Genomic DNA, 21,019 nt, shown 5'->3' with positions numbered 1-21,019 from the left:
ACCGGCGTCGTCTTCGCCGGTGTCCACGGATCAGGCGCCCTCATCGGCGCCGCGCCGGCGAGGCCTGCGGTCGGCTTCCAGCTCCTCGACCGCGCCGAGGAGGTTACGAAGTCCGATGTCTTCGCGCTCGGCGTCGGCCGGGTCGAACAGCCACTCCGAGAGCGGCCGGCCGGCCGCCTCCTCCGGGCGGCTGGACCTGGACATCCTGAGTTCCGCCTCGACCTCGACCTCGAGTTCGATCTCGAAGTCGTCGTCGCCGGTCGGCTCGTTCATCTCTCCTCCACAGGTGGCTCAGACGGTCGCCCGGCGGGCCGGACGCTCGACGGCATGGATCAGTTGCATCGCGACCTGTCCGGAGCGAACAGGCGGGTGAGGCTCTCGCTCTGGCAGGCCGCCGACGCGAAGCCGCGGTCGTTCCGGTGCTCGGTGGCGACGACCGCGGCGACCCGCTCGGCGCGCCGCGACCACGACAGCGGCGCGGCACGCGGCCGGCATCGGCTCCACAGGACCGGCCGGTCCCCGAAGCGCCGGGCCGCCCAGACCGCCGGACCGCCGGCACCGGCGGCGACGTCCAGCAGCCTGGTGTCGTGGTGCGGCGTGGGTCAGGAATCGCGGGCGACCCGGAGGTGCTGCCGACGGGCGAGTTCCGCCTCGTCCACCAGGGTGACCATGGGCTTGCCGGGTGCGCAGAGCATCGTGACCACGAACCGGAGCGGCACGTCGTCACGGTTGTTGCCGTCGTGGTAGTGGATGACGTCGCCGCCGGGCTCCCAGAACGCCTCCCCCGCGGGGACGGGTCGCGGCGCCTGCCCTTCGACCTCCAGCAGCATCTCGCCTTCCAGCACGTACCCGAACGCCGGACCCGGGTGCCGGTGCGGCGGCGCGCCGGGGTCGCCGGGCGGATACTCGACGACCACGGTCATCGCGTGCGCTCCCGCCGGGATGAAGGGCGGCTCGACCTCCTGGATCGTGGTGAAGGCCGTCTGCCACGCAGACGATCTGGCCTTCGGCTCGCTGACCGGATCAGTGCCGGGCATGGAACCAACCTTTCTGGCTCGTGGGGGGTGGGACGGGGCCGGGCGCTACCTGCCGGCGTCGCTCGCCAGCCAGTCGGCGTACTTGATCTCGCCGAGGATCGCGCCGTCGCCCGGTACGAGATCGCTCTCCCGCATCTCGGCGCCGAAGTAGTGCGCGTGCGGGTCGGTGACCACCTCACGCTCGTCGTCCCAGGCCGTCAGGGCGCTGCGGAAGAACTCGTCCATCCGGGACCGCTCGGGACCGGCGACGTCGATCCGCCCGTTCAGCGGCGACCCCACCGCGGTCCGGCCGACCGTCTGCGCGACCTCCTCACCCGCGATGGGCTGGAACAGCACCGACGGCATCCGGACCGTGTCGCCGGCCGTGGCCTCGTCGGCGATCCGCCGGGCGAACTCGAAGAACTGCGTCGCGTGCACGAGTGAGAACGGGATCCCCGAGTCCTTGATCAGCTGCTCCTGGGCGACCTTCGCCCGGAAGTAGCCGATGTCGGGCCGCCGTTCGGTGCCCACGACCGACAGCGCGACGTGGTGGCCGACCCCGGCCTTCTCCTCCGCCGCCAGCAGATTGCCGGTGGAGGTCCGGAAGAACTCCAGCACCGCCGTGTCCTCGAAGGACGGGGAGTTGGACACGTCGATCACCACGGACGCGCCGTCCAGGACCTCGGCCAGCCCTTCGCCGGTGAGGGTGTTGACGCCGGTGTTCGGCGAGGCGGGAACCGCCTCGTGACCGTGCTCGCCGAGCTTCGTCACGAGCTTCGACCCGATCAGGCCGGTGCCGCCGATTACCACGATCTTCATGGGGAGCCTTCCTGTCCGCCGGGGCGCTCTGATGGCCACCCGGTCGCCAGCTAAGACAGGCCACCCGTCCGGGCTGTGACAGCTCGGGCGATAATTTCCCGAAGTCGCGGTCATTCAGCGCGAACTGTCACAGGAGGTGCCGCTGCCCGGTCTTCGTCAGCGGAACGGACGTATGGAGCGACGGGAGTAGGGCGTGCCGCCGACAGAAACCAGGTACCGGATCCGGGTCCGCATGACCCCGCGCGCGATCGACGAGCCGCACCGCACCTCGAGCCCGCTCGAGCTGCTGTTCGACCTCACCTTCGTGGTGGCCGTCGCCGCCGTCACCGACCAGTTCGCACACGCCATCGTCGACGGGCACCCCCTGGCCGGGATCGCCCCTTTCCTGCAGGTCTTCTTCGCGGTGTGGTGGGCGTGGATGAACTTCACCTGGTTCGCGTCGTCGTACGACACCGACGACGTCGCCTACCGGCTGCTGACCATGGTGCAGATGGCCGGCGTGCTGGTGCTGGCCGCGGGAGTGCCCGCCGCGGCGCGCCGTTCCGACTACGCCGCCGTCACGCTCGGCTATCTCATCATGAGGTTCGCTCTCGTCGCCCAGTGGCTGCGGGCCGGGGCCGAGGACGCCGCGGGCCGCCGCACCGCGCTGCGCTACGCCGGCGGTATCTCCGTGCTCCAGGCGGGCTGGGTGCTGCGTCTCGTTCTCGCCGAGACGGGCGCCCTAGCGTCACCGGCCCAGCTGCCGTCCTTCATCGTCCTGGCCGTTCTGGAGCTGGCGGTGCCGCGGTGGGCGGAACGGACCGCACCCACGGCCTGGCACCCGCACCACATCGCCGAACGCTACGGCCTGTTCACGCTCATCCTTTTCGGCGAGAGCGTCCTGGCCGCGTCCAACGGGGTCGGCCGGGCGCTCGAAACGGCCGAGCTCAGCGGTCCCCTGATCGTCATCGCCGTGTCCGGCATCGTCCTGCTGTTCGCGCTCTGGTGGCTCTACTTCCTCGTCCCGGCCGGTGAAGGTCTCAACGACCGGCGTCACCGGTCCTACCAGTGGGGATACGGCCACTACGGCATCTTCGCCGCCCTCGCGGCCCTCGGCGCGGGCCTCGAGGTCGCGGTCGAACAGTCCGGGCGTGACCTCGAGGCCGGCCCCCTCGCCATCTGTTACGCCGTGGCGATCCCCGCCGCGGCATTCGTTCTCCTGTACTGGCTCGTCCATACGCCGCTCATCGCCGAACCCGTCATCCGCCCGGCCGTGGTGCTGTCCGCCGCCACCGCCGTCCTGCTCCTTCCGCTCGCGGAGCCGCGGGCCGGGGTCGCCGCCGTCATCGCGGCGATCGCGGGCGTCTGCGTCCTGATGACCGCCGTCACCATCCTCCAGAGAGCCGACCGCAGGGCATGAACGCACCGGTCCGGTCCGGACCAGGACGAGGATTACAGAAAGGACGTCCACCGGCCGGGATCGATCATTACGATGCGACCGCAGCAGCCAGTCGGAGGAGAGTCATGTCCTTTCCCGAGCTTCCCCAGCCGGAGCCCGGTGCGGTGTTGCTGGTCTGCACCTGTTACGAGGACGGCACAGCGCTGTGGGGCGGGCTGTTCGACGAGATCGGCGGCCGCCGAGAAGGCGACGTGCTCGTCCTCGGGGACGGCGGGGTGCGGATTCAGCCGGTCGAGGGCAGCGGATGGGATTTCCTGCACGGCGGGAACGTCCCGGCGCTCGTCCCGGACGGCGGCCCCGTCACGCCGGTCGCCGTCTTGGCGGACAGTTCGGTGGTGTACGGCGGGGACGGGCCGTTGCTCGTCGACCTGGCGGCGGTACCCGGGCGCGGCGTCCGGGTCCCGTCGGCCCGGCTCGGCGAGATCCTGGCCGCCCTGCTGGGCGGCGCACTCGCGTTCGAGGACCTGGTACGGGACATGGACGTGTACGGCATGTATCAGGGCGACGGCGGCCGGCCGGCGTTCCCCGCGCCGACGGCGCCACCGCCCCGGGCCTTCCCCGCACTGCCTCCCACCGCCGCGGCTCTGCTCGTCCGCACCTGTTTCGACGACGAGGAGGGCTGGCGCGCCCTGCTCGACGAGTTGGGCGGTGCGGACGAGGACGGCTGGGTCGGCGCGGACCTGGACTGGGACCAGGTCGACGTGGAGAACTATCCGCTGACGGCACTGGTCGTCGACGACCGGGCCTTCGAGGGACTCCCGCCGGGCCAGGTCCCCGCGCTGGTCCCGCCCGAGGAGCACGCCACGCTGGTCGCGCTCGCCGATGCCCGGACCTTCGCCGAACCCGACCGGCCGCTGACCGTCGTCGACCTGTACGACACGCCGGGGCAGACCGCCGTCCTCCCCTGCCGCATGGTCGGATCGATGGCGTGCAACCTGGAGATCGCCAACATGGACTTCCACGAGTTCGTCGCCGAGGACGGCATGGAGCCGTGGTGGGGGGATCTCTGAAGGCACAGCGTGCCGCGCCGCTCACCTGCCCAGCCAGCCACCGTCGACCGGGATCAGCGCGCCGTGCACATAGTCGGAGGCGGCCGAGGCGAGGAACACGGCGACGCCGCCGAAGTCCTCGGGCCGTCCCCAGCGCCCGGCCGGGATCCGGTCGAGGATCGCCGCGTGGCGGGCCGGGTCCTCACGCAGCGCGCGGGTGTTGTCGGTCTCGACGTAGCCGGGCACGATCGCGTTGACGTTGACGCCCTGTCCGGCCCATTCGTTGGCCAGCGCACGGGTCAGGCCCGCGATCCCCGACTTCGCCGCGGTGTAGCCGGGCACGTTGATCCCGCCCTGGAAGCTGAGCAGCGACGCGGTGAACACGATCTTCCCCCGGCCGCGTTCCAGCATCCGGCGTCCGACCTCGCGGGTGAGCGTGAACTGGCTGCTGAGGTCCACGGCGATGACGTGATCCCAGTCGGCGTCGGAGTGCCGCGCGGCCGGAGCGCGGGCGATGGTGCCGGCGTTGTTGACCAGGATGTCCACCGGGCGGTCGAGGTCGGCGAGCCGGGCGGCCAGGTCGGCGACGGCCGCGCGGTCGGCGAAGTCGGCGCTCAGCGCCAGGCACTCGCGGCCGAGCGCGGTGACCCGGGCCTCGACCTCGCTGCCGGAGCGCTCCAGGCGCGCGCTGACCGCGACGATGTCGGCCCCGGCGGCGGCCAGTGCCTCGGCGATGGCGAGGCCGATCCCCCGGCGCGCGCCGGTGACCACCGCGAGCCTCCCGCTCAGGTCGAAGGCCCGAAGATCCGGTCGGGTCATCGCGCCCCTGCCTTCCCGTTCGCGCCGCAGTCGACGAGGATCTTCATGACGCCCGCGCCCGATTCGAGGGCGGCGAAGGCCTGCGCGGCCCGATCGAGGGGTTCGACCCGCGAGATCAGCGTCCGGGCGGGGATCTCGCCCTCGGCGATGAGGCCCACGGCCGTCTCGAAGTCGGCCCGATCGTACAGGCGGGCACCGAGCAGGGTCAGCTCGCGCCAGAAGAAGCGGTGCAGGCTCACCTCGCGCGCGACGGGGTGGATGGCGACCTGGACCATGCGGCCGCGCGTGGCGAGCGAGTCGACGGCGGTGGCGACGCCGGCCGCCGCGCCGGAGACCTCGAATGCCACCGCGGCACCCGCCCCGCCGGTCCACCGCTCGACGATCGCGGCGATGCCGGCTCCGCTCGGGTCGGCGACGGTCAGCCCCAGCCCTTCGGCGACGGAGCGCCGGTACGGATCGGGTTCCACCAGCAGCACGTCGGCCCCGGACCGGCGGGCGACGATCCCGATGAGCAGGCCGATCGGGCCGCCGCCGACCACGATCGCCTTCTCCCCCGGCCGCAGTTCCGCGCGCCGTACGTCGTGCACGGCCACGGCGGTGGGCTCGACCAGGGCGGCGTGGTCCAGGGCCAGATCCCGGGGGAGCCGGACGAGCGCGGCCGCGGGGACCGTCCAGGTGTTCTGCATGGATCCGGCCGCGTCGATGCCGAGGAAGACCAGGCGGTGGCAGATGTGCGCGTGGCCCGCCCGGCAGGCCGGACAGGTCCGGCAGGAGACCAGCGGCATGACGGTGACGTGGTCGCCCGGCCGCCAATCGTGGACGTCCGGGCCGACCTGCGCGATCCGGCCGGACATCTCATGGCCGATGACACAGGGCGGGTCGACCCTGCCGTCCATGTCGCCGTGGAAGATGTGCAGGTCCGTTCCGCAGATCCCGGTGTAGGCGACGTCGACGCGGACGTGCCCCGGGGGCGGGGGTGCGGGCTCGGCGGTGTCGATCGTCAGCCGCCGGGCTCCGGCGTAAGTGACGCGTCGGGCGCTCATGCGCGGTCCCCTCGGCGTTGCGGGGCGGCGTGCGGAAAGGAGTGGTCCTCGCGGCGTAGGGGCTGTGGCCGGACGGACCGGGCTGGGCGTGTCACTGCGGGTCCTCTCGTGTCGTGGGGGGACGGCGGACCCGGTAGGTCCGGGCCGCGGTGTCGTACAGGACGGCGTCGGCCGCGGCGGGCGGGTGCGCGGCGAGAGCGGCACGGACCAGATCGAGCCAGGCCCCGTAGTCCGTGGCCAGGGTCATCACCGGCCAGTCGCTGCCGTACAGGCAGCGCTCGGGGCCGAAGACCTGCAGCGCCTCCTGGAGCACGGCGAGCAGGTCCGAGCGCCCGGTGCCCGGGCCGCTCTCGGTGGCCAGGCCGGACAGTTTGCAGACGACGTTGCCGCACCGCGCCAGCCGCCGGAGCGCCCGCCGCCATGAGGTGTCGCCCGGTGGCGACGGCTTGCCGAGGTGGTCGAGGACGATGGTGGTCCGCGGGCAGGCCGCGGCCAGGTCGGCCAGTTCCGGCAACTGGTGCGCGCGCACGCAGGCGTCGAAGGGCAGTCCCGCCTCGCCGAGGAGGCGCACCCCGGCGCGGAAGTCCGGGGTCGCGGTGAAACCGGCGGCCTCGTCCTGGACGTTTCGGCGCACGCCGACGACGAACGGGTCGCCGGCGTAGGCGCGGATCACCGCGCGGGCGCGGCCGGGGTCCTCCAGGTCGGCGTGCGCGACGACGCCGCGGATCCATGGCCGGTCCCGGGCCGCGCGGCGGACCCACTCGATCTCGGCGGCCGCCTCCCGCGCGAGCCGTCCCGCCTCCACGAAGATCACTTCGACGGTCTCGGAGCCGCCCTCCGGGAAGTCGCCGGCGGTGAAGGCACGGCCCAGCGGCGCCACGTCCTCCAGCCACGGGTACGTGAGGTTCCGCGGATCCCAGAAGTGGACGTGGGAGTCCAGGAACGCCCGGCCGCCGGGTCCGGCCCCCGGGTCGTCGGAGGTGACGTTCACGGCCGGCCTCCCGGCCGCTCGTTCTCCGGCCGGCCACCCTGAGCCTGGTTCCCCGGGTGGCGGCCCGCGCTCTGGTTCTCCGGGCGGCCGCCCAGCGGCGACGCGCCGAACCCGAGCCCGGAGACCTCCAGGCCGGTACGACCGAGCGGCCGGTGCCTCATGACGGGCCCCCGTCCGCGTCGAACGGCGTGTGGTAGGACGGAGGGCGCGTGCGCAGGTCGAGCTCCAGCGTCAGGCGTATCCGGGTCGACCGGGGCAGCTCCACGAGCAGCCAGGGCCCGTCGACGCGTGTCTCGGCCGACGTCATCACCGGCCGGCCGTGCCCGTAGTCGTACATGTCGCCGATCCAGGACGGGTCGTCGCAGACCGTGTGGCGCACCGTGCCGATGGTGTGCTCGGCGAACGCCCCGGCCTGCACGATGACGCGGCGCGCCGTCTCCGGGTCGAGGTTGACCAGGTCGACGACGGTCGCCTCCGGGTCGATGCGGGACACGAGGGCCGCGACCGAGGGAGGCAGGCCGGGGCGCCGCGCGTCGGCGTCGTGGTAGCGCACGCGCGCCTGCTGCAGCCCGCCGTTGTAGACGACCTGCGGACCGCCCCAGGTCAGCTGGACCAGGGCCTCGGTGACCACCGGGTTCGACTGCTGCCAGAGGTGGATGTCGGCTTCGGGGACGTCCAGGCCGCGGTAGCGCTCCATGCGGGTCAGCCGGTGCCGTACCTGGGCCTGCGCGGCGGCGAGGATCCGCTCCGGATATCCGGGGTCGTCGCCGGAGAGGAAGGCGAACCAGGGTTCCTCGTGCCCGGCCTCCTCCTTGCTGCGGAACGGCCGGACCGTGCGCCAGTCGTAGCCGGCGGCCGCGCGCAGGCGCTCGATGCGGTCCCGGTCGGCGCGCCCGGCGGAGTGGTGCCACAGCGCGGTGGGAACCGCCATCAGCATGGGGTTGTAGTCGAACCAGCCGCGGTCGCCGTACCGGAACGGCACGTGCAGCGTCGGCGTGTGGACGTCCTCCTCGAGCTGGACGGTCCACTTCGACTCCAGGCTGGAGTCGGCGTCGGTGAAGGCCATCACCCTGCCGTGCGCGATGATCTCGTCCAGCGCCGGGCGTACGAGGTCGAGGTGGGAGTCGTCGCCGGTCGCGGCGGCCGCGGCGAGGGCGCCGACCATCGCGGCGTGCCCGACGCTGTACCAGCCGTGCGGCCACGACCAGCCGTAGTGGCCGCCGTACCAGCGGCCCTCCAGGAGCCCGCCGACCGTGCCGTCCGGGGCGACGTTGTCGGGCAGGACGCCGCCGTTGGCGGCGGCCCGCTCGCGCCACGCGCCGACGTACTCGGCGATCCAGTCGCGGTAGCGCGGATCGCCGGACAGGATCAGGGCGTTGAGGACGAGCCCGGCGGCGGCCAGGTTGACGGCGGTGTCCCCGACGCCCATCCTGCGGCGCATCTCCGCGCCGAGCCGCGGGTCGCGGTCCGGATCCTCCGGCTCGGCGCCGGGCGGCAGGACCCAGTCCAGCGGGAAGCCGTACGTCCGCGCCTCTTTGGGCAGCCAGGGATAGGCGTCACCGTCGAACAGCCCGTCCCGCCGCGGGTCGCTGCCGTTGTGCGGCCGGCGGATGATGCGGTGCTCGGGGTCGTAGTTGCCGTGCGCGGGGTCGACGTACAGGTCCGCGAAGCGCAGGGCCCGTTCGGTCCAGCGCTCGGGGGCGGCCATGCACAGGAAGTAGAACAGCAGCAGGCTCTCGCCCTGATGGAACCAGTCGTAGCCCCGCTCGTACTCCTCGTGCAGCATGCCCAGTTCGGTCAGTTGCCGGGTGACTCCCTCCCAGTGCCGCTCGGACGCGGCGAGCAGGTCGTCGGCCCCGCCGAGGAGGTAGAGCTGGGGCCAGTTGAAGAAGGTCTCGTAGAAGTCGTCCACGCCGTCACGTGAGGTGAGCCGGCCGCGGTAGAGCAGGCGCCCGTCCGGGCCGGTGAAGTCGCGCGCGAACCGGCGCCAGGCGTGATCGAGCAGGTCGAACAGCCGGCGCTGCGCTATCGCCCAGCCCGGTGGTTCGAGCAGCGGTACCGAGGCCGTGATGACGGGATGCATCCGGGAGTTCTCCATTCCAGGGCGCGGTCGCGCCCGCGGTCGGCGGGCCCGTGCCCGCGCGCCGCCTGCGGCGGCGTGCACGGGTCGAGCCCACGGTCGGTCCGGGGCGGTCACTCCTTGGTGGCACCGGCGAGCATCCCGGCGACCAGGAAGCGCTGTGAGAAGAGGAAGACGAGGAGTACGGGAGTGATCGCCAGCAGCGTGGCCAGTGCCAGTTCGGGCCGCTGGACCTCGAGTGAGCCGACGGTCGGGTTGAACTGCGGAACGTTGTTCAGCAGCGTGCCCAGGCCCACCTGGACCGGGAACTGATCACTGTCCGGCAGCAGGACGTACGGGAGGAAGTAGTTGGTCCAGTTGGCCACGAAGCTGAAGAACCCGACCAGTGCGACGACCGGTGCGGCCAGCGGCAGGGCGATGCGGCGGAAGGCTCCGAACTCCGAGCAGCCGTCGAGCTTCGCGGCGGCCAGCAGCTCCCTGGGCATCGCGGTGCTGAAGTAGATGTAGGTGAGGTACACGCCGAACGGATAGAACGAGTACGGCAGGATGACCGACCACATCGAGCCGACCAGGTGGACGGCGTTGATCTCCAGGAACAACGGCACCACGAGCGTCGCGTTCGGCATGAGCATGACGACGAGGGTCGCCGCCAGGAGGGTGCGGCGACCGCGGAACTCGGTCATCGCGAGGGCGTACCCGGCGGGGATCGTCACGCACAGCGTGATCGCGAGCGCGAGGAACGAGTAGAGCGCGGAGTTGCGCAGCCACCGGAAGATGGCGTCGCCCTGGTAGGACGTCAGCGCGTCCCAGTTGTGCCGCAGCGCGGACCAGGACCCGAACGACAGCGGATCGCCGTGGACGAGCTGGTCGTCGGTCTTGGTGGCCGCCAGCAGGAGCCAGAGGACCGGGAGCACGAAGAACAGCAGGAACGCCGTGAGCACCAGGGCGCGCAGCGGGTTCGGCGGCCTGCGGCGATGGGGGCGGCCCGGCCGCCCGACCCTGCGGGCCGCCGATCCCGCGGCCGTGCCGGCGGTGACGGCCGCGGCGGGCCGCCGGGTCTCAGTCGGCATCGAAGAACCCCGATCTGGCGACGAACAGCCCCGCGACGACGAGCCCGACGACCAGCAGCTCGACCGAGATGGCCGCCGCGGAGCCGACATTGTTGTTCTGGAAGGCGAAGTCGTAGGAGAGCTGGTTGAGCGAGTAGTCCCGGCCGGCCACGCCGTTGCTCGCCTGCGACAGCAACTGAGGCTCGACGAACAGCTGAGTGCCCGCGGCGAAGGACAGGATCACCATGTAGACGATCCACTTGCGCAGGAGCGGCAGCTGGATGTGCCGGGCGATCTGCCAGGGCCCCGCCCCGTCGATCCGGGCCGCCTCCAGCAGGTCCGCGGAGATGTTGTTCAGCGCGCCGTACATGACGACGATCCAGCCGCCCGCGCCCGTCCAGAACGCGATGACGGCGAGCAGGATCGGCAGGTGCCCGGGCGCGATGACCTGGCCGAAAGTGCCGAGGCCGAAGGCGCGCAGCAGGAAGCCCACCGGGCTCACCGTCGGGTCGAGCATGAACAGCCAGACCATCGCGCTCGCCGCTCCGGCCAGCGCCCCGGGGATGTAGTAGAGGAAGCGCAGGGCCCGGTCGGCCGCGCGGGCGGCCAGGCCGTGCAGCAGGAGCGCGAGCCCGACGACCAGGACCACCAGCGCGACCAGCCAGACGAGCAGGTAGAGCGCCACGTGGCCGATGGCCGGCAGGAAGCGGAAGTCGGCCGCCGCGGTGGTGAAGTTCGACAGCCCGGCGAAGCGCTCGTTCGCGTCGGTGAAGGCGAAGTAGATCGCGTACACCGTCGGCACGAGGCCGAACGCGATCAGCAGCACGACGTACGGGGCGACGAAGCCGTGTCCGGCCCGGCCGGGCCACGACAGGCGTCGTGCCCGGCCGCCGCCGACGCTCGACGGTGCGCTCACCGGCCGACCTTGTATCCGTCGGACCGCGCGTAGTTGGCGATGGCGTTCTGCCAGGCGGGGAGCAGCGAGACGATCGTCTTGCCCGCGGTCACGCCCGTCGTGACGGTGGCCGCCCAGATCGCCTCCTGGCTGAACTGGCCGTATCCCCAGCCGGACCACACCTGCCCGGCCGCCGCCTGGAGCGGCCCGGTGATGTCGCCCGCGTAGTAGTGGGAGGACGCCTGGTTCGCCAGCCAGGCCTTGGCCGCGGCCGTGTTCGCCGGATAGCCGGGGGCGACCTTGCCCTGGTAGTCGTTCGCGGTGGTCACCCAGGTGAGGAAGTCCGTGCCGGCCTTCAGGTGGGCGCTGTGCGCCGACAGCAGCCAGGTGCCGCCGCCGACGTTGCCGACGGAGGGAGCCGGGTCACCGGACCACTGGGGCATCGGGGCGACCGCGACCTGGCCGGCCGGGGTCTTGAAGGTACCCTGGAACAGCGCGCCGCCGAACCAGGACGGGCCGGGCAGCATCAGGATCCTGCCGGCCTCGTTCTTGTCGAAGTCGGAGCTGAACACGCTGCTCAACGACATCGTGTGATTCTTGATCAGACTGTCCAGCAGCGAGGCCATCCGGGTGCAGTTGGCACTCGTCGTGTCGACCCTGACCGCCTTGGGACCGGTGATCTGGTTGGCGCCGCACTTGCTCGCCCACATGTAGATCTCGGGGGTGAAGGCGTCTCCCGCGGAGCCGACGATGTACCCGGGGTGCTCGGTGGCGACCTTCTCCCCCAGCGTCCGGTAGTCCTCCCAGGTCGCCGGGACCTTGTAGCCCCACTTCCGCATGAGGCCCGCGTTGTACCAGAGCACGGTCTGGGACAGGTCGTTGCGCAGGCAGTAGATCGTGCCGTTCACCGTGCAGGGGTCGTTGGCGCCGTGGGCCCAGCCGTCGAGGGTGGACTGCGGGATCAGGCCCTTGTTCAGCGGGGCGGTGAAGCCGGCCGGCACCGCCCAGGACGCCTCGTTGTTCTGCGAGCTGAAGACGACGTCCGGCCATCCCTTACGGGTCCGGTTGAACAGGCTCACCTTGGTCTGCAGGTAGTTCGAGCCGTTGGCGTCCCCGTCGTAGGTGACGATGTTCATCTTCACCGCGGGATGCTGCTTCTGGTACAGCTGGGCGGCGGCCAGACGCGTCGAATCCACCCACACCGTCAGCGGCCCGTCGGATTGGGGCGCCTGCCGGAAGCCTCCCTGTGCGCCGGCGCTCCCCCCGCCCCCGCCCCCGCCTCCGCCGCAGGCCGTGACGGCCGCCAGCGTGACCGCGCCGATGAGGGCCGGCAGCGATGCGCGGCGGCTCTTGCCTGGTCTCCTCGCGCCGTCGGCGCGGAGCTTGACTGTCATGGGCTGCTCCACTGACTTCGTGGGGCCCGCCGACCGGGTGGGGCGGGCAAGAGGGAATGTGTCTGACTCATCGGGCGGGCTTCGGGTGGTCGAGGCGGGCGGCGATGGTGCGGCCGTCACTCTTGCGGCCACGTCGGATCGGGTGCTTTCCGTGGTCCCTCATCAGAGCGCCGGAGCGCCACCGCGTCAAGAGGATGAGCGGGCTTATTTTTACGGCTGTGTTACAGCGTTCTGTGGGAGCGACCGACATTCGACCAGCTCATCCGGGCCGTCCCCCCAGGCGAAGGAAGATGAGTCGTACTTATCTTGGTGTTGCTCAGCGGAGATGTATGCTCTTCTCTGGACGAGGGCGAGTCATCCCCTCGCAGCGGACCGCGACGAAGGAGGCACGCCGGTGGACGGCACGCCCAAGCCGGCTGCGACCGACGCGCCGACCCCGGAGCAGGACGGCGACGCCCAGCGGACCGGCGCCTACCGGCCACGCTACGAACTGGTGGCCGAGCAGATCCTGCAGCTCATCGCCGACCTGCGTCTGCAGCCCGGTGACCGGATGCCCACCGAGAACGAACTGGCCGCACGCCTGGGCACCAGCCGGACCGTCGTACGGGAGGCCGTGAAGATCCTCTCCGCGATCGGCCGGGTCCGCGCCCAGAAGGGCCGCGGCCTCTACGTCGCCGATGACGAGGGGATGCTGGGCTCATCGCGCTGGGAGGGCTTCTTCCTGCCGACCGACCTCGATCACGTCTACATGCTGTTCGAGTTCCGCCGGATCCAGGAGACCGCGGCCAGCCGGCTCGCCGCGACTCGGGCGACTCCCGCCGAGCTCCGCGCCATCGAGGCCGCCGCCGAGACGTGCCGGGAGGGCCATGTGACCGGGCAGGCGGCCCTGTTCGATCAGGGTGACGACGCCTTCCATTTGGGCATCGCCGCCGCCTCGCACAACCCCTTCCTCGTCGCGGCCGTCCGCGAGGCCCGCCGACTCCAACACCAGTCCAGCACGATCGGCCTGCACGGCACGGTCGGCGGCCACGCGGAGGAGGCGATCGAGGAGCACGCCGCGATCTACCAGGCCATCCGCGACGGCGATCCCGATGCCGCCGCCCAGACCGCCGCCGTCCACCTCGACAAGACCCTTGAGGACTACCGGCGCGAGATCCAGCGCCGCGTCTTCGGCTGATCCGCCTGGGCGGCCGTCGCTCGACCCGAGGCGCCCGCCGCGCGGGCGGTGCCGTTGAGGGTGAATCCGGTCGTTCGTCGGCGGTCGCCCGGACCACCGCCTGGTCCGGCGGGCGGACGCGACCTGGCGTCGGCGCCCGCCCGCCGGCGTACGGAGGTTCCGGGTCAGGTCGGATCCTCAGCGTGGGGTGAAGTCCTGGTTGGAGCCGGCCGCGTTCTTGCACGGCCACTGGTCCAACTGCTGACCCTGATTACTGCCGGCACCGTAGACGTCCAGGCACAGCCCGCTGCCGCTGTTCTGGAACGACCACGAACCATCGGACTGCGCAACCGGCTTCCACATCGTGCTCGCCGCACCACTACGCGCCTGCTGCACGATGTCCGGAGTCCCCTGCGCCGTCGAACCACCCGAAACCCCGACCACCTGACCAGAACTCTGCGCCTGCAACTCCCCATAACCGTTCGACCCCGGCACGAACTGGAACAGCTGATTGCTCTGCCCATTGCAGGACCACTGATCGATCGCCGCACCCGACGCGGAACTGTTGCCGTACACGTCCAAGCACAACCCGTTGTTACCGACCACCAACGGGTGATAACCGCTCGGATACGAACCACCGCTGCTGCCGCCCGACCCGTACCCGGCGGCCGTGATACTCGCCTGCACCGCGTTCTCCGTCGCGTCGGACGGGTAACCGGAGGTCATCGCGCCTTCGTAGAAGGTCCCTGCTGAACCCTTGCTGTTGTCGCCGCCGATCCCGAGGATGATGGCGCCTTCCTTGTGCATCGGGTTGTAGCCGGAGACGTTGGGGCGGGCTCCGTTGTAGAAGGTGGACAGGCCACCGGACTGGGCGTTGCCGCCGCGGATCGCCCAGTGGTTCGGCTCGCCCTTGACGATCGCGGTGGTGTACCGGTAGTTGATCGTCGGATCGTTGGCGTTGTAGCCGGCGTTCACGCCGGAGAACAGGCCGTTCTCCAGGTCGGCCATGATCCAGGGCCCGTTGCCGGTGCCGTAACCCCAGACCCTGATGTTGCCGAAGTAGATGGCCTCCATGTGGCCGTTGCCGGTGTCGTTGTTACTGGTCTCGGCGTTGCCGTAGTCGAAGCAGCAGCCGCCGTTGTAGTGCGTCCCGTCGAAGATCGCGTACTCTCCCTCCGCCGCGTCTCCGGTCGCGATGCCGTTCGTACGGTCGTTGCGATAGCCGGTGCCCGCGGCCACGTACACGCCGTAGGCCTTGTGGCCGCCCACCGTGGTCGGCGCCGCCGTGGCGTTGGCGAGGTTGTCGGGGCCGCCGGCCGCGCCGCCCCCGGGTGCCTGGGTGAGGTTGTTGCCCCGGCCGGACTGGTCGTAGATGACGGTGATGACGCAGCTCGTGCCGGAACAGAACGAGTCCTGTGCGGCCGCGTCGGCGACTCCGCCGGCGCTCAGCACGCCGATGTCGCGCGTGGTGTTGTCCGAGGAACGGCGCACCTGGTAGAGCGGCCCGTTGTACGACGCGTACAGCGCACGGGTCGTGCTGTGCGCCGCGACGCAGGGCGTGCCGCCGCTCGCGTAGATGTCACAGGGCAGCGACGCCGCCGAGGCGGGACTGGTCACCGCGGACGGGCCGAGGGCGAGCACGGCCCCCGCCACCGCCATCAGTGCCGCGGCGACCGGTCGCGCCGGCCGCACGCGGATGGGAAGTAGGGACATCGAAGAGACCTCCGTCATCGCGGATGCGGGATGGAGCGGGCAGGAGTCGGGGGAATGTGTCCTGGGACCCGTTTCACGCGGGTCCGGTGGCCGGGGCGCTCAGACCCCGGTGATGGTCCACTCGTTGTTGGTGCTGGAGTTCGGCGTCCACAGCACGGTGGTCGCGCCGGCCGTGGTACTGCCCGCGCCGTCCAGGCCGGTTCCGGTGCCGCGGTTGATGATCTGATAGCGGCCGTTGCCGAGGCTGTTCAGCCGCCACTGCTGGTTGTTGCCGCCGTTCCAGGCCGCCTGCAGGCAGCTCGCGCCGTTGGCGGTGTTGCCCCAGCTGTCGGCCACCATGCCGTTGGTGCGGTTGACGATGCGGTAGTAGCCGTTGCCCAGGTCCACCAGCTGCCACTGCAGGTTGGTGGACCCGTCGTAGTTCCACTGCTTGAGCACCGACCCGGACGAGACGTTGCCGCCGCTGTCGAGGACCAGGCCGCTGGTCACGTTGGCGATCTTCACCCAGCCCGTGGTGGTGCCCCCGCCGCCCAGGGCGGGGATCTGCCCGCTGAAGGTCAGCTTGACGACATACGCCAGGGCACCGAAGGGGGCGCTGGACGAGGGCATCGAGATGTGCAGCCCGGCGCCGTCCTGGCTGCGGTTCGGCAGGTTGACGTACGAGCCGGCGGTCTGATCGAGGAGCTGTACCGAGGTGAGGGTGCTCAGGTTGATCTGACCGGAGTTCAAGGTCGTGATGGTCAGCGTGCTCCCCGGCCAGCCCAGCACGGTGGCGTACAGCACCGTGTTGTCCTTGCTGCGGGTGAACCGGATGTCCTGGGCAGTGCCCTCCCTCGGCGTGGTGAAGGAACCGCCGCCCATCTGCGTCGGTCCCTCGCCGAAGGACGCCCAGGCGCGGGTGGCGTAGATGGACTCGCCGAACCGCTTGAGGTAGTCACCCATCCCCTGCAGGATCGCCTGCTGCCCCGACGGGATGGTGCCGTCGGCCATCGGGGCGATGTTGAGCACCATGGTGCCGTTCTTGCTGACCCGGTCGATCAGCGCGTGCATCATGGCCTTGGTCGAGTAGTAGCCGATGCCGACGGTATAGCACCAGCTGGAGCTGGAGACGCTGTCGTCGGTCTGCCAGTAGGGCGTCTGGATGCCGCCCGGACCGCCGCGTTCGAAGTCGTAGACCTCGCCCTTGTTGTCGAAGCCGTCCTTGTAGGTGGCCACGACGTCCTTGTTCCAGGCGACCGCCTGGTTGTAGTAGTAGGCGAGGAACTGCAGGCGCAGCGACTCCTGCACGAGATTCAGGTCGAAGTCCTGGTAGATGATGTCGGGCTGGTATCCGTCGATGACCTCTTTCAGCTTGTCGTACCAGAGCTGGTTCTCGGCGGCCGACCCGAGCTGGCCGTACAGCTTCTTGAGGGTGGTCGTGGACTGCGCCGGGACGTGATCGTAATAGCCGTTGAAGTGGTACGCGTGGTGCAGCGACACGTACAGCTTCAGGCCCTTGGACCGGATGGCGTCGGCGTGCTGCCGCAGCAGGTCGAGCCTGGGCCCCGTGGCGACGGAGTTCCACTCGTTGGCGGTGCTGTTCCACATCGAGTAGCCGTCGTGGTGCTCGGCGACCGGACCGGCGAACTTCGCGCCCGCGTCGGCGAACAGCTGCGCCCACGCGTTCGGGTCCCAGTTGCCGCCCGCCGACGTCAGCTTCGGGGCGAACTGCACCCAGTTGCCGGCCTTGTCGCGGGCCCCGTTGATGAAGTTGTGGTAGGGCCACACCGACGGGTCGCCGTACACGCTCTTGTGGTGGTTGTTCTCGTTCGACCCGCTGATGTACATGTTCCGCGGGTACCACTCGTTGCCGAACGCCGGGACGCTGAAGACACCCCAGTGGTAGTAGATGCCGAACTTGGCGTCCTGGTACCACTCGGGCGCCGGCGGATGCTGGTCGACCGACGACCAGCTCGCCGTGTAACTACTCGGGCCGGTGGTGGCTCCGGCGGTACGGATCCCCAGCAGGCCGGCGGCGACGGTGGCGCCTGCCGTGGTGAGCAGGCGCCGGCGGCTCAGCTGGAACTGGTACGAAGACATGACGGGGGAACCTTTCGGCGGGGGCGCACTTCGAAGTGATGCGGCCGGCGGAGCGAGTGGCCGGGCCGGACACGTCGTGCACACGTCCGGCCCGGCGTGGGCGGCGCCTGCGGTCGGGTGATCAGGCGGTGGTGCAGGCGGTGCCGTTGAGCGCGAAGTTCGAGGGCGCCGGGTTACTGCCGTTCCAGGACCCGTTGAACCCGAAGCTCGTGCTGCCGTTGGCGGGGATCGAACCGTTGTAGTCGACGTTGCGGGCGGTCACGTTCGACCCGCTCTGGGTCACGGTGGCGTTCCACGCCTGTGTGACCTGCTGCCCCGCCCCGAACGACCAGGTGAGGGTCCAGCTCGAGACCGGGTCGCCCAGGTTGGTCACGGTGATGTTCGCGCCGAACCCGCCGGTCCACTGCGAGGCGATCGTGTACTTCACCGAGCACCCGCCGCTCCCCGGCGGTGTGGGCGTCGGAGTGGGGGTGGGAGTGGGAGTGGACGTGCCTCCGCCGCCGTACGGGACGCCGCCGGCGAGCGCGGACAGGACCGCGCTGTAGGCGGCCTTCTTGTTGCCGTTCGCGTCGAACAGGAGCGGGTTCTCGCCGGTGCGCCAGGAGTCGCTGTCGCGGATCCCCCACACGGTGATCCCCGCGCAGCGGGCGACGTTCACGCACGCCTTGACGGTGTTGGAGTAGGCGGTCGACGGGGCCTGGGCGATGTCGAGCTCGGTCAGCTGTACGTCGACGCCGAGGGCGGCGAAGTTGGACAGCGTGGTCTGGAAGCTCGCCGGAGGACCGCCGGAGCCGAAGTGACTCTGGAAGCCGACGCAGTCGATCGGGACGCCGCGGGACTTGAAGTCCTTGACCATGGCGTAGACGCCCTGGGTCTTGGCGTCGCTCCAGTTCTCGATGTTGTAGTCGTTGTAGCAGAGCTTGGCGTTCGGGTCGGCGGCGCGCGCGGTGCGGAACGCCTCTTCGATGAAGCCGTTGCCCAGCACGTTCTGGAAGACGGAGCTGCGATGCTGCGTGCTGCCGTCGGCGAACGCCTCGTTCACCACGTCCCACGCGTAGATCTTGCCCTTGAAGTGGGTCATCTCGGTCGTGATGTGGTTGTCCATCACGCTGCGCAGCGTATTGGCGTCGGAGATGCCGCTCACCCAGCCCGGGAGCTGGTTGTGCCAGACCAGGGTGTGCCCTCTCATCCGCTGCCCGTGCGCCAGGGCGTGGTTGACGATCTGGTCGGCCGGGCCGAAGTTGAACGAACCGCGGGACGGTTCGGTGGTGTCCCACTTCATCTCGTTCTCCGGGGTGATCATGTTGAATTCCCGGTCGAGGATCGTGGAGTACGTCGAGTCCCCGAGCTTGCCGGCGGCCACGGCGGTACCGAAGTAACGTCCGGACTGGGCCGCCTGCGCGCCGAGCGTGCTCGCGGCCTGCGCGGAGCCGGGCACCAGCAGGGCGGTCCCGGCGACCGCGGCGGCGGCCGCCAGCACCGAGACCAGCGCTCGTACCCGGCGGGGGCGGATCGAAGGTTTCATGGCTCTCCCTGACGTTCGGTATCTCGAACAAGGTGCGAGATATTGAACTACGGATTAAGCCGGGAGTATCCGGGCCACAGCCGGGGAGTCAAGGCGCCTGATATCGGCGCGCGCCGGCGAATCGTCGCGACGCTGGCAGCGGCGGATCCATCCCGGTGTCCGCGTGAAAACAGATGAAAGTGACGCGGCAATGGACGCGCCGCGCGTCGCACCGATCCGGGTATGACGGTGACGGCGGGTGATGTCCTTCGCCATCGCCGGAAGGCGGTATTCGAGAGTCCTCGACGTTCGGTGAACCTCGAGGACTCTCGTCCTGGTCAGCCGCCCCGCGTCCGCCGCCTTCGGCCGGCCGCCGTCATCGGCGTACCCGAATGATTCCCTCAGCGTGGGGTGAAGTCCTGGTTGCTTCCGGCCGCGTTCTTGCACGGCCACTGGTCCAACTGCTGACCCTGATTACTGCCGGCGCCATAGACGTCCAGGCACAGCCCGCTGCCGCTGTTCTGGAACGACCACGAACCATCGGACTGCGCAACCGGCTTCCACATCGTGCTCGCCGCACCACTACGCGCCTGCTGCACGATGTCCGGAGTCCCCTGCGCCGTCGAACCACCCGAAACCCCGACCACCTGACCAGAACTCTGCGCCTGCAACTCCCCATAACCGTTCGACCCCGGCACGAACTGGAACAGCTGATTGCTCTGCCCGTTACACGACCACTGATCGATCGCCGCACCCGCAGCACTCGTGTTGCCGTACACGTCCAGACACAAGCCATCGCTGCCGACCACCAACGGGTGATAACCGCTCGGATACGAACCACCGCTCCCGCCGCCCGACCCATAACCGGCGGCGACGAGGTTGGCCTGCACCGCGTTCTCCGTCGCGTCGGACGGATAACCGGAGACCATGGCGCCCTCGTAGAACGTGCCGGCGCTGAGATTGGCTCCACCACCGGGCTTGCAGCAGTCACCGCCGCTGCCCAGAACGATGGCGCCTTGTTTCTTCATGGGGTTGTATCCGCTTGGCAGGCCACCGTCCCACAGTGTGGTGAGGCCGCCGGACTGGGCACTGGCACCCTTGATCGCGAACCGTGTGGTGCCGTTGTTCTTCAGCATCGCCGTGACGTACCGGTCGGTGAAGGCCCGCTGATTCGAGTTCCAGGACTGGCTTCCTCCGGGGTAGAGCCCCCACTCCAGATCCGCCTGAACCCAGGGCCCTGAACCGGAACAGCCGCCGAACCAGCACGAGGTGCTGAAGTTGATGGCGTCCATCGCACCGGCGGCGTCGGCCTTTCTGTCGGTCTCGCTGTTCCCGTAGTCGAAGCAGCAGCCCCCGTTGACGTGCGTGCCGCTGGTCACCATGTACATGCCCTCGGGTGCGGTGCCGGTCGGGACGCCTGTCAGGTGGCCGTCCCTCCAGTAGCTGTTCCCGGGGTTGATATAGAGCGAATAGGCCTTGTCACCGCCGACCGTCAGCGACTCCGTCGTCGCCTTCGCGGGGCTGCTCTGGCTCGATCCGGGCACGACGCTCGACCCCTGGTACCACAGATCGTTGCCGTGCCCGGACTGGTCGTAGACGACGGTGATGACGCAGGTGGTGCCGGCGCAGAAGGAGTCCTGGGCCGCGGCGTCCGCGTGGCCGCCCGTGCTCAGCACGCCGATGTTCCTGGTCGTGTTGTCGGACGAGCGTCGCACCTGGTACAGGTTGCCATCGTAGGAGCCGTACAAGGCGCGCACCGTGCTGTGCGCCGCGATACACGGCGTACCGCCCGAGGCGTAGATGTCACAGGGACCGGTGCCGGCCGCCGACGCCGGCCCCGACCACGCCGACGCGACGCCGATCAGCAGGGCCAGCACCGCCACCACACGCGCGGCCACAGACGCCGGCGATCGCCGGCGGTGCGCCCATCGGCCTGTGAAGAGAACGAATGAAATATGCACTGTTCTGCTCCTTGGGTGGCCGGCGACGGGCATGCGCGCTCGATCTGTTCATCTCCCGCCGATGACATCCAGA

General features: G+C 70.3%; 18 protein-coding genes. 3 read left to right on the top strand and 15 right to left on the bottom strand.

Annotation, left to right across the window (positions count from 1 at the left end):
- Window positions 1–30: 30 nt before the first annotated feature.
- The 3 genes from NDW01_RS05740 to NDW01_RS05730 all read right to left on the bottom strand — a co-directional run bounded on the left by NDW01_RS05740 (window position 31) and on the right by NDW01_RS05730 (window position 1,835).
- A complete protein-coding gene (locus NDW01_RS05740) occupies window positions 31–273 on the bottom strand; it encodes a hypothetical protein (RefSeq protein ID WP_252817259.1) in 243 nt (80 codons plus the stop codon).
- 329 nt (window positions 274–602) lie between these two features.
- Window positions 603–1,037 (bottom strand): cupin domain-containing protein, encoded by a 435-nt coding sequence (locus NDW01_RS05735; protein ID WP_252817257.1) that lies wholly within the window; start codon window positions 1,035–1,037, stop codon window positions 603–605.
- 45 nt (window positions 1,038–1,082) lie between these two features.
- Window positions 1,083–1,835 carry an SDR family oxidoreductase gene (locus tag NDW01_RS05730; protein ID WP_252817255.1) on the bottom strand — a complete coding sequence of 251 codons (753 nt, stop codon included), beginning with the start codon at window positions 1,833–1,835 and terminating at the stop codon, window positions 1,083–1,085.
- Between the two features lie 193 nt (window positions 1,836–2,028).
- On the opposite strand from NDW01_RS05730, the gene NDW01_RS05725 reads away from it, so the two are divergent.
- Both NDW01_RS05725 and NDW01_RS05720 read left to right on the top strand, forming a co-directional pair.
- A complete protein-coding gene (locus NDW01_RS05725; protein ID WP_252817253.1) occupies window positions 2,029–3,234 on the top strand; it encodes a low temperature requirement protein A in 1,206 nt (401 codons plus the stop codon).
- A gap of 104 nt (window positions 3,235–3,338) precedes the next feature.
- Complete coding sequence (locus NDW01_RS05720) at window positions 3,339–4,283, top strand: DUF6924 domain-containing protein (RefSeq protein WP_252817251.1); 945 nt, start codon at window positions 3,339–3,341, stop codon at window positions 4,281–4,283.
- Window positions 4,284–4,304: 21 nt separating this feature from the next.
- On the opposite strand, the gene NDW01_RS05715 is transcribed toward NDW01_RS05720, so the two are convergent.
- From NDW01_RS05715 to NDW01_RS05680, 8 genes are all read right to left on the bottom strand, one after another.
- The gene (locus NDW01_RS05715; RefSeq protein ID WP_252817250.1) at window positions 4,305–5,081 is read right to left on the bottom strand and encodes an SDR family oxidoreductase; all 777 of its coding nucleotides are present in this window, start codon (window positions 5,079–5,081) and stop codon (window positions 4,305–4,307) included.
- Window positions 5,078–6,124 carry a zinc-dependent alcohol dehydrogenase gene (locus NDW01_RS05710; RefSeq protein WP_252817248.1) on the bottom strand — a complete coding sequence of 349 codons (1,047 nt, stop codon included), beginning with the start codon at window positions 6,122–6,124 and terminating at the stop codon, window positions 5,078–5,080. The genes NDW01_RS05715 and NDW01_RS05710 overlap by 4 nt, the downstream gene beginning before the upstream one ends.
- 91 nt (window positions 6,125–6,215) lie before the next feature.
- Window positions 6,216–7,115 carry an amidohydrolase family protein gene (locus NDW01_RS05705; protein ID WP_252817246.1) on the bottom strand — a complete coding sequence of 300 codons (900 nt, stop codon included), beginning with the start codon at window positions 7,113–7,115 and terminating at the stop codon, window positions 6,216–6,218.
- Window positions 7,112–7,276: a hypothetical protein gene (locus tag NDW01_RS05700; RefSeq protein WP_252817244.1), complete on the bottom strand. Its 165-nt coding sequence runs from the start codon at window positions 7,274–7,276 to the stop codon at window positions 7,112–7,114. Before NDW01_RS05700 ends, NDW01_RS05705 begins: the two co-directional genes overlap by 4 nt.
- On the bottom strand, window positions 7,273–9,198 hold the full coding sequence (locus tag NDW01_RS05695) for a hypothetical protein (RefSeq protein ID WP_252817242.1): 1,926 nt from the start codon (window positions 9,196–9,198) through the stop codon (window positions 7,273–7,275). Before NDW01_RS05695 ends, NDW01_RS05700 begins: the two co-directional genes overlap by 4 nt.
- Before the next feature lie 110 nt (window positions 9,199–9,308).
- Entirely contained in the window at window positions 9,309–10,265 is a 957-nt protein-coding gene (locus NDW01_RS05690) for a carbohydrate ABC transporter permease (protein WP_252817240.1), read from the bottom strand.
- Complete coding sequence (locus NDW01_RS05685; protein WP_252817238.1) at window positions 10,255–11,160, bottom strand: carbohydrate ABC transporter permease; 906 nt, start codon at window positions 11,158–11,160, stop codon at window positions 10,255–10,257. The genes NDW01_RS05690 and NDW01_RS05685 overlap by 11 nt, the downstream gene beginning before the upstream one ends.
- Window positions 11,157–12,533 carry an ABC transporter substrate-binding protein gene (locus NDW01_RS05680; protein WP_252817236.1) on the bottom strand — a complete coding sequence of 459 codons (1,377 nt, stop codon included), beginning with the start codon at window positions 12,531–12,533 and terminating at the stop codon, window positions 11,157–11,159. Before NDW01_RS05680 ends, NDW01_RS05685 begins: the two co-directional genes overlap by 4 nt.
- 394 nt (window positions 12,534–12,927) lie before the next feature.
- On the opposite strand from NDW01_RS05680, the gene NDW01_RS05675 reads away from it, so the two are divergent.
- Complete coding sequence (locus NDW01_RS05675; RefSeq protein WP_252817234.1) at window positions 12,928–13,710, top strand: FadR/GntR family transcriptional regulator; 783 nt, start codon at window positions 12,928–12,930, stop codon at window positions 13,708–13,710.
- A 177-nt stretch (window positions 13,711–13,887) separates the two neighbouring features.
- On the opposite strand, the gene NDW01_RS05670 is transcribed toward NDW01_RS05675, so the two are convergent.
- The 4 genes from NDW01_RS05670 to NDW01_RS05655 all read right to left on the bottom strand — a co-directional run bounded on the left by NDW01_RS05670 (window position 13,888) and on the right by NDW01_RS05655 (window position 20,946).
- On the bottom strand, window positions 13,888–15,402 hold the full coding sequence (locus NDW01_RS05670; RefSeq protein ID WP_252817233.1) for an arabinofuranosidase catalytic domain-containing protein: 1,515 nt from the start codon (window positions 15,400–15,402) through the stop codon (window positions 13,888–13,890).
- A gap of 99 nt (window positions 15,403–15,501) precedes the next feature.
- The gene (locus NDW01_RS05665) at window positions 15,502–17,481 is read right to left on the bottom strand and encodes an alpha-L-fucosidase (RefSeq protein WP_252817231.1); all 1,980 of its coding nucleotides are present in this window, start codon (window positions 17,479–17,481) and stop codon (window positions 15,502–15,504) included.
- 121 nt (window positions 17,482–17,602) lie between these two features.
- Window positions 17,603–19,006 (bottom strand): endo-1,4-beta-xylanase, encoded by a 1,404-nt coding sequence (locus tag NDW01_RS05660; protein WP_252817229.1) that lies wholly within the window; start codon window positions 19,004–19,006, stop codon window positions 17,603–17,605.
- A 380-nt stretch (window positions 19,007–19,386) separates the two neighbouring features.
- Entirely contained in the window at window positions 19,387–20,946 is a 1,560-nt protein-coding gene (locus NDW01_RS05655; RefSeq protein ID WP_252817227.1) for an arabinofuranosidase catalytic domain-containing protein, read from the bottom strand.
- Window positions 20,947–21,019 lie beyond the last annotated feature (73 nt).

The organism is Actinoallomurus soli, from assembly GCF_024055715.1.
Taxonomy (GTDB): domain Bacteria; phylum Actinomycetota; class Actinomycetes; order Streptosporangiales; family Streptosporangiaceae; genus Actinoallomurus; species Actinoallomurus soli.
This window is presented reverse-complemented; position numbering and strand designations above follow the sequence as displayed.

Bases quoted from the DNA above. Each gene is read 5' to 3' on its own strand.
- NDW01_RS05740 (WP_252817259.1), bottom strand. From the start codon at position 273: ATGAACGAGCCGACCGGCGACGACGACTTCGAGATCGAACTCGAGGTC.
- NDW01_RS05735 (WP_252817257.1), bottom strand. From the start codon at position 1,037: ATGCCCGGCACTGATCCGGTCAGCGAGCCGAAGGCCAGATCGTCTGCG.
- NDW01_RS05730 (WP_252817255.1), bottom strand. From the start codon at position 1,835: ATGAAGATCGTGGTAATCGGCGGCACCGGCCTGATCGGGTCGAAGCTC.
- NDW01_RS05720 (WP_252817251.1), top strand. From the start codon at position 3,339: ATGTCCTTTCCCGAGCTTCCCCAGCCGGAGCCCGGTGCGGTGTTGCTG.
- NDW01_RS05715 (WP_252817250.1), bottom strand. From the start codon at position 5,081: ATGACCCGACCGGATCTTCGGGCCTTCGACCTGAGCGGGAGGCTCGCG.
- NDW01_RS05710 (WP_252817248.1), bottom strand. From the start codon at position 6,124: ATGAGCGCCCGACGCGTCACTTACGCCGGAGCCCGGCGGCTGACGATC.
- NDW01_RS05700 (WP_252817244.1), bottom strand. From the start codon at position 7,276: ATGAGGCACCGGCCGCTCGGTCGTACCGGCCTGGAGGTCTCCGGGCTC.
- NDW01_RS05695 (WP_252817242.1), bottom strand. From the start codon at position 9,198: ATGCATCCCGTCATCACGGCCTCGGTACCGCTGCTCGAACCACCGGGC.
- NDW01_RS05690 (WP_252817240.1), bottom strand. From the start codon at position 10,265: ATGCCGACTGAGACCCGGCGGCCCGCCGCGGCCGTCACCGCCGGCACG.
- NDW01_RS05680 (WP_252817236.1), bottom strand. From the start codon at position 12,533: ATGACAGTCAAGCTCCGCGCCGACGGCGCGAGGAGACCAGGCAAGAGC.
- NDW01_RS05670 (WP_252817233.1), bottom strand. From the start codon at position 15,402: ATGTCCCTACTTCCCATCCGCGTGCGGCCGGCGCGACCGGTCGCCGCG.
- NDW01_RS05665 (WP_252817231.1), bottom strand. From the start codon at position 17,481: ATGTCTTCGTACCAGTTCCAGCTGAGCCGCCGGCGCCTGCTCACCACG.
- NDW01_RS05660 (WP_252817229.1), bottom strand. From the start codon at position 19,006: ATGAAACCTTCGATCCGCCCCCGCCGGGTACGAGCGCTGGTCTCGGTG.